The following is a 9,396-nucleotide window of genomic DNA, read 5'->3' on the forward strand; positions in this document are numbered from 1 at the left end:
TGGCGCTGTAAAAGTGAATCGTGCTACCTGTTTTCGCTGCCCTGTGACAAATGACAGGCCGTTATTTTCCCCCTTCCCACTAGTGTAAGAGCGCCGGGCAACGGACCCGGCGTGTAATCTTCATCGACTAAGGAAAGACGAGATGAACAAAGTCTATTTGGCCGTCATGCTGGCCTGCTGGGGAAGCGCCGCCATGGCGGCAGAACAGGTGGAAGTGAACCAGGTCTCGGACCTGGCCGGTGCGGTGAGTGGCGCCGCCAAGATTGGCGCCCTTGGCGCCGGGGATGGCGAGTTTCGCAAGGTGCGGGCGGTGACGCTGCCCAATGGCCAGCAGCGGATACGCTATGAGCAGACCTGGCAGGGGATTCCGGTGTGGGGCCAGGTCCTGGTGGCCGATCAGGCGCTGGGGGGCCAGGTCAATCAGGTGTCCGGCACCATGCTGCGCAAGATCGATGCCGACCTGACGGGCCCGGCCGTTGCCCTCTCCGCCAGCGACGCCGCACGCCAGGCTCGCAGCGGTGCCAAGGGGAGCAACGAACAGGTCAAGCTGTTCGTGATGCAGGATGAGACCGGCCAGGCCAGACTGGTCTATCTGGTCTCCTGGCTTGCCGCCAGCAAGGAACCGAGCCGCCCCTTCGTGATGATCGACGCCCAGACCGGCAGCGAGCTCAAACGCTGGGAGGGGATCAACCACAAGGACGCTACCGGCCCGGGGGGCAACGTCAAGACCGGCAAGTATTTCTACGGCGCCGACTTTGGTCCCCTTCAGGTGGATGACAACTGCCGCATGACGGGGACCAACGTGGACACCCTCAACATGAATCACGGCACCACGGGGGGCACCATCCACCAGTTCACCTGCCCGGAGAACACGGTCAAGGAGATCAACGGTGCCTATTCCCCTCTCAACGATGCCCACTACTTCGGCAACGTGGTGTTCGACATGTACCGCAACTGGTACAACACGGCGCCGCTGAGCTTCAAGCTCAAGATGCGGGTGCACTACAGCCGCAACTACGAGAACGCCTTCTGGGACGGCAGCCAGATGACCTTCGGCGACGGGGCCACCACCTTCTATCCGCTGGTGAGCCTGGATGTGGCGGCCCACGAGGTGAGCCATGGCTTCACCGAGCAGAACTCAGGACTGGTCTACTCCGGTCAGTCCGGCGGCATCAACGAGGCCTTCTCCGACATGGCGGGGGAAGCGGCCGAATACTACATGAAGGGCAGCAACGACTGGCTGGTGGGGGCCCAGATCTTCAAGGGCAACGGCTCCTTGCGCTACTTCGAGGACCCGGCCCGGGACGGCAAGTCCATCGGCCACGCCAGCGATTACTATGACGGCATCGACGTGCACCACAGTTCCGGGGTCTACAACCGCGCCTTCTACCTGCTGGCCAACACCAGCGGCTGGCAAACCCGCAAGGCGTTCGAGGTGTTCGTGCTGGCCAACCGCCTCTACTGGGGCCCCAACACCACCTTCGATCAGGGGGCGTGCGGGGTGACCAGGGCCGCCACGGATCTCGGCTACAGCGTGAGCGACGTGGCAGCCGCCTTCACCGCCGTCGGGGTCAATGCCACCTGCGGCGGCACCACGCCCCAACCGGGCAGCGTGCTGCAAAACGGGGTACCGGTGAGCAATCTCACCGCCGCCAAGGGGGGCAAGCTGAACTTCACCGTCGAGGTGCCCGCCGGCAGAAGCCAGCTGGTGGTGACCAGCAGCGGCGGCAGCGGGGATGCGGATCTCTACGTGAAGTTCGGCAGCGCGCCGACCGCCAGCAGCTATGACTGCCGCCCCTACAAGAGCGGCAATGCCGAAACCTGTACCCTGAACGCCCCCAAGGCGGGGACCTGGCACGTGCAGCTGAGCGGGTTCAGCGCCTTCTCCGGCGTCACCCTCAAGGCCAGCTACTGAGTCTGAGCGGGCATCAAGGGGAATTAGCGAAGAGCGCCGGCCTGGTCCGGCGCTTTTTTATGTCCGCTTGCCCGACCAGCGCCGGGCCAGGGTACGGGCCGCCTCCAGCACCCGCTCCTTGGCGGGATTGGGGCGCTTGCCGCTGCGCCAGGCCATCATCACATCCCAGTGATCCGGTGGCAGATCCACCACGTCCAGCTTCACCAGGCGACCGAACTCCAGATCCCGGGTGATGGCGAGCGCCGGCATCAGGGTGATGAAGCCGTGCTCCAGCGCCAGCTCCCGCGCCGCACTCGCTGGCTGGATGGCGTGCAGCGGGCTCGCCACCTGGCGCAGCAAACGCAACTGCAGGATCAGCTCGTCGCAGCCCGTCCCCCACTGCTGGGGCGCCAGCCGCTCGTTGGCAATGTCCTGCAGGGTCAGCCCTTGCCGCCCGGCCAGCGGGTGGGTGGCGCAGGCCACGGCGATGATCGGGGAACGGTAAAGCAGTTCGAGCTGGATGCCCGCGATGGCAGGGCACTTGAGAATGAAGCCCACGTCGGTCTCGCCGGTCAGCAACTCCTGCATGATGATGCCAGAGTGATCCGTGTTGCAGCGGATCTCGAAGGTCTCGTCCACCAGGGCCAGCAGCAGGGGGCCGAACACCGCCGTGGTCAGGGAGGGGAGGCAGGAAAGCCGGATCCGCGGCAATGCAGGCGCCCCCTGCATCGCCAGCCGCCCCCCTTCCAGTGCGCTCAGGGCCGCAGTCGCGGCAGGCAGAAACTGCTCGCAGGCCGGGGTCGGGGTGGCCCCCCGACGATGGCGACGGAACAGGGACTGACCCAGCTCCTGCTCCAGCACGGCAATGCGCTGGCTCACCATGGGTTGTGACCAGCCGCGAATGGCGGCCACCTTGCTGAAGCTGCCACGGTTGGCCACATCCAGCAGCAGTTGCAAATCGTCGAGGGTCATAGCCATAACCAAATCCAATATGAAATATAGCCAGTTGTCGGCTACCACTATATCTGGAGCCCCACCAGAATAGCAGCATCAATCGTCATGAATCGGCTGAACGCCACCGAGCCAGGGAGTTGTCATCCCCTTGGCTCTGTTTGGTGACGGCGCCGTTCGGGCAAGAAAGACAACAATATCAGCGAAGCAAACAGAGGTATCAGGGTCATGGTGGATCGGGCGAGGCGGTTGGGGCGGTGGTTCTTGGCATTGGATTCCCTGCTGGTGATCCTGGGCTTCTTCGTGGTGATGCCCATGATCAGCCTGCGCTTCGTCGACCAACTGGGCTGGGCCGCCGGTGTGGTGGGACTGGCACTGGGGCTGCGTCAGCTTACCCAGCAAGGGCTGGGGGTCTTTGGCGGCTCCCTCGCCGACAAGTTCGGGGCGCGCCCCCTCATCGTCTGCGGCATGCTGCTGCGGGCGCTGGGGTTTGCCAGCCTGGCCTATGCCCAGAGCGGATTGGAACTGATCCTCTCCTGCATCATCTCGGGGCTGGGTGGCTGCCTGTTCGATCCCCCCCGCGCCGCCCTGGTGATCAAGTTCACCCGGCCACGGGAGCGGGGTCGCTACATCTCCCTGCTGATGATGCTGGAGAGCGCCGGTGCCGTGGTGGGGGCCCTGCTCGGCAGCTGGCTACTCAACTTCGACTTCGAGTATGTCTGCCTGCTGGGGGCCGGCCTGTTCGTCTGCGCTGCCCTGTGCAACCTGCTCATCCTGCCCCCCCTACAAGCTCTCGGTGCGCCCGACCCCGATCCGAGACGGCCTGGGCCAGGTGCTGGCGGACAAGGCGTTCTGCCGGCTGGTGCTGATCCTGAGCGGCTACTACGCCCTCTGGGTTCAGGTGATGCTGATCTTCCCCATCCTGGTCAAACAGATGGCAGGCAGCACCACCGCGGTGGGCTGGATGTATACCCTGGAGACGGCCATCTCCCTGGCCCTGCTCTACCCGCTGGCCCGCTACGGCGAGCGCCACTTCAAGCTGGAGAATCGCCTGATGGCGGGGGTGCTGCTGATGACCACGGGGATCGGGCTGGTGGCCTTTGCCACCACCTTGCCCGCCGTCTTTCTGCTGCTCGCCTGCTTCTACCTCGGCATCGTCATCGCCGAGCCGGCGCGGGAGACCCTGATGACCAAGCTCGCGCAGCCCGGTGCGCGCGGCAGCTACATGGGGTTCAGCCGCCTGGGGCTGGCGCTCGGGGGCATGACGGGTTACGTGGGGGGCGGCGCCCTGCACGACTACGCCATGGCCCAGGGGCAACCCTGGTTACCCTGGCTGGTGCTCGGCACCGTCGGTGTCACCACCTTGCTGCTGCTGGCCAACTGCTTCCAGCGCGGCTCCCGCCTGGCAGGGGTCAACGCCTGATCCTCTGGCAATCATCCCGTCTACCCCGGGCGCCCTTCTCTTGAAGGGCGCCCTTTTTTATCTTCTTCTTGCATTGCCCTCCCCCTCGTCTGCGCCCATCCACCCAAAAATCCCCCATAAAAAAAGCGGCAGATTGCTCTGCCGCTTTTGTTTTTCTACTGTCTGTTCGTTTTAGCCATGAGGCTTGTCGATCACCAATATGTTACGCAACATGTAATCGAGCACCTGCTCGGTCGTAGTATTAGAACCGCCCGTCAGGCTGTCGAAGGTATGATTCATCAACACAATCTCTTGAGTTGATGAGGTAGCACTATTGTCTTCTCTGATAAACAGATGCACACCATCGCCCCCCTGAATAACAGAGAGTAGAGAAGTCAGGTCATTCTGATTGTGAGAATCAAGTAAATCACTCAAGTCCAGCTTGTCTCCTTCCAAACGGTTAATGGTGCCTGACCCCTTGTTGAAGTCCATAATGTAATCCGTAGCTACGGCTCCTGATACCGTATCCCACTGATTCCAGACGAAAGTATCTAAGCCGCCGTCACCACGCATTACATCGTTGCCGAGCCCGCCGATTAGGATATCGTTTCCCAGACCGCCGCGCAGTGCATCGTTGTGACTGCCGCCATCGATATAGTCGTCACCGGTACCGCCAAACAGGATATCCGAACCTGACTGCCCGTAGATCTTGTCATTGCCGCTACCGCCATTGACCACATCCGCTTTACTACTACTGACATCAACACTCAGCAACAGACCGTCGCCATCGAGCATGGCATCTGTGCCAGACAAGCTGCCTGTCATGATGTGATGAGCCTTAAGCTGATTTACCGTCAGTTGCAACGAATCGTCGGTACCGAATCCATCAGCCCCAGTTTTGCCTGCATAAATCACATCATTGCCGCTGCCGGTTTCGATATGGTCATTACCTGCACCGCTGCTGACGATCTGGTCGGCACTTCCCTTGTTGTAGCTAGTACCGGTATGTATATGGTCGGTGCCGCCGTTACTGGTAGTGACTTCGCCCAGCAGATTACCGCCGAAGGAAACATCAAGACGGTCAGGATTAGCCGCTCTCTCGCCATTGCGTACCACGATAGCGTCGTTGAGGTCAGTACCATCTACCGTCAGCGGAAGATGAATCGGAACCCCGTTGCTGTCGACCGGGTTAACGCTGATGGTCAAGGAGCTGTTGGTGGTATCGCCATCACCATCGCGCATGCTGTAGCTGAACACCTCGCGTGCATCTGCCGGGATCTGGCTGCCATTCTTGGTGACCTGATAGGTATAGGCACCGTTGGCCAGAATGGTCAGAACCCCGTACAAACCGACTACCTGGGTACCCGCACCATTGGTATAGGTGGTCGAACTGCTGCCGACCCCGTAGCCAATGACACTCAGACCACCATCAGCACCGGCAAGATCGTTGGCCAGCACATTACCTGTGGTCTGTGGCCGCTGATAACCAGACCCTTCAACCAACTTGACGATCAGATCGAAGCTGTTGCTGGCATTTTCGTTGGTGTAGATAGTCTTCACCACATTGCCATTCGTATCGCGGAAACCTAGCACCTCAAGAGTGTAAGCCTTACCTTCAAAGTTGAATCTGGCGGTCGTGTTACCGATAGAGATGATGTCCCTTGAATCAGACCAACTATTATTCGGAGTTTCGTTGTGATTGAAGTTGATGGTTACTGTCACCGGGGTCATCCTCCCCATTGAATCCATAACAGAAAAAGTGACCTCCATCGTTGCAGCACTGATAGCATCGTAATTTATCGGATTGTTGTAGTGGGTGAATGTGCCCAACTTGATCTCTTCATTGATCGGAATTGAACTATTCAACGCGGCATCATTGTCCATGAAGCCGTAACCCGATGGATTATTGCCTCCCCCCCACCGAATTTGATCCTTACCTGGGTTAATGTCATTGGAGTCACGAACTTTCACATCCGAACCACCACGCCAACTTACCCAGTTAGCATCAACACCCGAGACTAGGAACGAATCAACAACCACATTAACTTTGGCATCATCAACTACAGCAACCGGCACATCATCACGCACGGCGACATCGAAAGAGCCGGTAGTTGTATCGGAGCCAGCTTTGCTCACCTCATAGTTCACGGTGAGACGCAGCTCATCCTGACTGTTCAATATGTTGCTTTGACCATCTACAAGGTGGCTAAGCGGCTTGAGCAGAGTAAAGGTGTAGCTCGGTGGATTGGCACTGTTATCCACCGTCACGGTAAAGGCCACATTGGCGGGGTTGTTGCCAAAGTATCCTTTGAGCCCGGCGCCATCCTGAACAACATTGACCGGCTGACCATCAATACCCGTCACCCCGCTCAGACCCGTGATGCCAACCAGTTTGAGTTGTACGCCAGAGACATTGCCACCACTGCCATCCGTCACCTGCAGCGACTGAGTCACAGAAAGCGGACCGCTAGCAGGCATCCCCACAGGCTCAGGCAAGTGTGCATTTCCGCCAGACAAACCATCCTCATCAACCAGACCACTGCCCAGTCGCACAGAGAGATCGTTGTCAGTAATGGTTCCGGCTCCGGTCGCACTACCTACTGTCAGAGTCAAGGTTTCAGTCTGTTCTACCAGCTTGTCATTCACTGTCGGTACTGACACGGTAAAGCTCGTCACACCGGCTGGTACTGAGATTTTGCCTGTGCTGCTGTTATAGGTAACACCGTGACTGAACTGCAGAGTTCCCCAGTCAGAGTTAGAGGCAGCATGAGTACCACTGCCCGCGATTGAGAGGCTGTACTCAGTCGCTACATTAGTCGCACCACTCAAGGTCACAACATGCTGCAAGGTAGCCCCTTCAACCACAGTGGCACTCGATACGCCGGTTACATCAGGGCGCGCCAGCGGGTTGACAGCAAAGCTGCCTTGCGAGCCGTCACCGTCCCGATCATAGGCGTTGAAGGTGAAGTCGATGTCGCCATCACCAACCGGGCGCTGCATCTCTGCATACTGGAAGAATTCCCACTTGCCCGTTGCAGGCGTGAATTGCATCTTGAAGATCAAGCTGCCATCACTGGCCTTGCCAACCATGCTGTTGGCACCTTCTGCTGTAATGGTAATTGCCAGACCAGCTGCAGTTTTCAGACCCGTTTCAACGGTGCCGGTAAGCAGCTCCAGACGCCCTTTACCATCAGCTCCCCATTGCGGTGCCACTGTCCCCGAGCCATAGGCAATTGCCTGCGGAGTAGAGGAGCCAAGGAACTCGATAGACTTGACGGTAAAGTCGCTGTTGTCTTCGGTATTGATGTTGCCGTTATTGGTCGCCTTGATCACCATGGTATCGAAACCACCCTGCTGCACCTGGAAGTTCTGGTTGAACTCTCCGTCCGCTGCATCCGAGCTGAATGAAAGTGTGTAAATCAATACGTTGCCTCGGTAGAACTCCACGACCCCGCTCTCCAGCTCGCCACCAAACATCTTGCTGAACTTGATGTTGGCGCCGTAGGCAACCTTGCCCTTATCCAGCGTGACAATCAGTCGCTCGGATACGGAAGAGCCATCAGCAAAGTGGCGGAAGTCAATCTCGTTGGCGAGGTTGTGGTAAGGCGCAGCACCGCTTTTCACACCCAGCCCCGAGCTGGAGCCGTTGACATCCGCCGTTACCAGTGAGGAATCGGTTGCCGACTTGAAGCCCTGGGCGCTGATGGTAAAACCCGCCATGTTCAGGGTGCGCTTGTTGTCACTGTACTTGGTCAGGTCGAAGAACCCGGTCAGCACGTTCGGAATATCGGTCTTCACCACGGAAACGACATCGCTGTTGCCGGCAATGGGGGAGTCGTCCTCGACGCTGACATCCAGCGTGTCCTTGGTGACGCCGCTGCCATCGGAGACCTCCACATCCAGCTGGAACGACAACTTGTCTTCCTGGGTGGTATCAGCATGATCGAGCGGCTCCTTGAGGGTCACCTCATAGGTCCAGTCCCCCTTGCCACTGACATTGAGGGCGGTCAGCTTGACCTCGACCACCGCCTTGTAATCGGCGCCGTCAATCGCCCCCTTGTAGCCGACCAGCGTCTTGCTGCCCGCATCCCAGCTCCACTGGACCTTGGCCCCACCGGACGTCAGCCCGGCCGGTCCGTTCAAGGAGATGCTGAGCGTGCTGCTGTCGATGTCGCCCACCGAGAGGGTACCGGACGCCTTGATGGCGTTGGTGGTATCCGGGTTGCCGACCGTGTCGGCAATACCGTTTGCCAGCCCCTCTTCGGAGACGACAGCCCCATTGGAGATGGTCAGCGTCGGCAGATCGTTGACCGCATCCACCTTGATGGTCACGGTTGCGGGACTCGCATCCACGGCGCCGTCGTTGTCTACCGCCGCATAGTTGAAGGTGGTGTTGCCGTTCCAGTTCGCATTCGGAGTGAAGGTGAGCTTGCCGGCGTCCGCCACCGCAATGCTCTGATCCACCGTCACAACCACCCCGTTCAGATAGAGGATGCCGTTGGCAGGCAGGCTCTTGATGGTGAAACTCACCACGTTGCCATCGATGTCGCTGCCACTGAGGGTCGGAATGGCGATGCTGGCGGCATCTTCCTGACCGTTTGCCTGCTTGTTCGCCGTCTCCGGCGCTTCATTCAGGATCTGCGCGTTGTCGCTGCCCGGCAGGGAGACATTGCCCGCCTTGTCGGTCTGGGTCGCGGTCACCGTCAACGATGTTCCATTGCCAGGTGTCGCCTCCGTCCAACTGATGGTGCCGTTCTGATAGCCGTAGCTCTTGCCATTGCTCGATTGCAGGGTGCCATCGGCTTTCAACGTCAGTTCAACCGTACTGCTGGCGACGCCATTGTTGATGATCAGCGTCACCTTGCCGCCTGCAACCAGATCAGCATGGCTGACCCCGGCATGCACCTGGATCTGATCGTTGCCGATCTCGGTCTTGGTCAGTATCTGGTCATTGTTGGCATCGTCCACGATAACCACGGTTGGGGCCGGGGAAGCTACGCTGTCCAGGATCGCCTGCTCGCTGTCCGTCGCCGGGTTGCCCGCCTGGTCAGTCACGTCCGCCTTCACGGTGAACGTGCCATCCGCCAGGCCGCTGGCCCCCAGGTCTACGGTGGTGCTGAACTTGCCGTCGGTCACGGTCGCGGTGAAG

At 59.6% G+C, this 9,396-nt stretch carries 3 protein-coding genes and 1 pseudogene; 2 read left to right on the forward strand and 2 right to left on the reverse strand.

The window, feature by feature from the left end:
- Positions 1–142: 142 nt before the first annotated feature.
- A complete protein-coding gene (locus J9893_RS12950) occupies positions 143–1,915 on the forward strand; it encodes a M4 family metallopeptidase (protein WP_049636653.1) in 1,773 nt (590 codons plus the stop codon).
- Between the two features lie 57 nt (positions 1,916–1,972).
- Here the strand turns inward: J9893_RS12950 and J9893_RS12955 are convergent, their stop codons facing one another.
- Complete coding sequence (locus J9893_RS12955) at positions 1,973–2,872, reverse strand: LysR family transcriptional regulator (protein WP_029314793.1); 900 nt, start codon at positions 2,870–2,872, stop codon at positions 1,973–1,975.
- 201 nt (positions 2,873–3,073) lie between these two features.
- Between J9893_RS12955 and mdtH the strand changes: the two are divergent.
- Positions 3,074–4,268: pseudogene (gene mdtH, locus J9893_RS12960) on the forward strand (multidrug efflux MFS transporter MdtH).
- Between the two features lie 171 nt (positions 4,269–4,439).
- On the opposite strand, the gene J9893_RS21710 reads toward mdtH, so the two are convergent.
- Complete coding sequence (locus J9893_RS21710) at positions 4,440–9,383, reverse strand: choice-of-anchor K domain-containing protein (protein WP_349237065.1); 4,944 nt, start codon at positions 9,381–9,383, stop codon at positions 4,440–4,442.
- Positions 9,384–9,396: the final 13 nt, after the last annotated feature.

The organism is Aeromonas sp. MaB10011B (genome assembly GCF_017939325.1).
In the GTDB taxonomy this organism is placed as follows: domain Bacteria; phylum Pseudomonadota; class Gammaproteobacteria; order Enterobacterales; family Aeromonadaceae; genus Aeromonas; species Aeromonas caviae.

Bases quoted from the DNA above. Each gene is read 5' to 3' on its own strand.
- J9893_RS12950 (WP_049636653.1), top strand. From the start codon at position 143: ATGAACAAAGTCTATTTGGCCGTCATGCTGGCCTGCTGGGGAAGCGCC.
- J9893_RS12955 (WP_029314793.1), bottom strand. From the start codon at position 2,872: ATGGCTATGACCCTCGACGATTTGCAACTGCTGCTGGATGTGGCCAAC.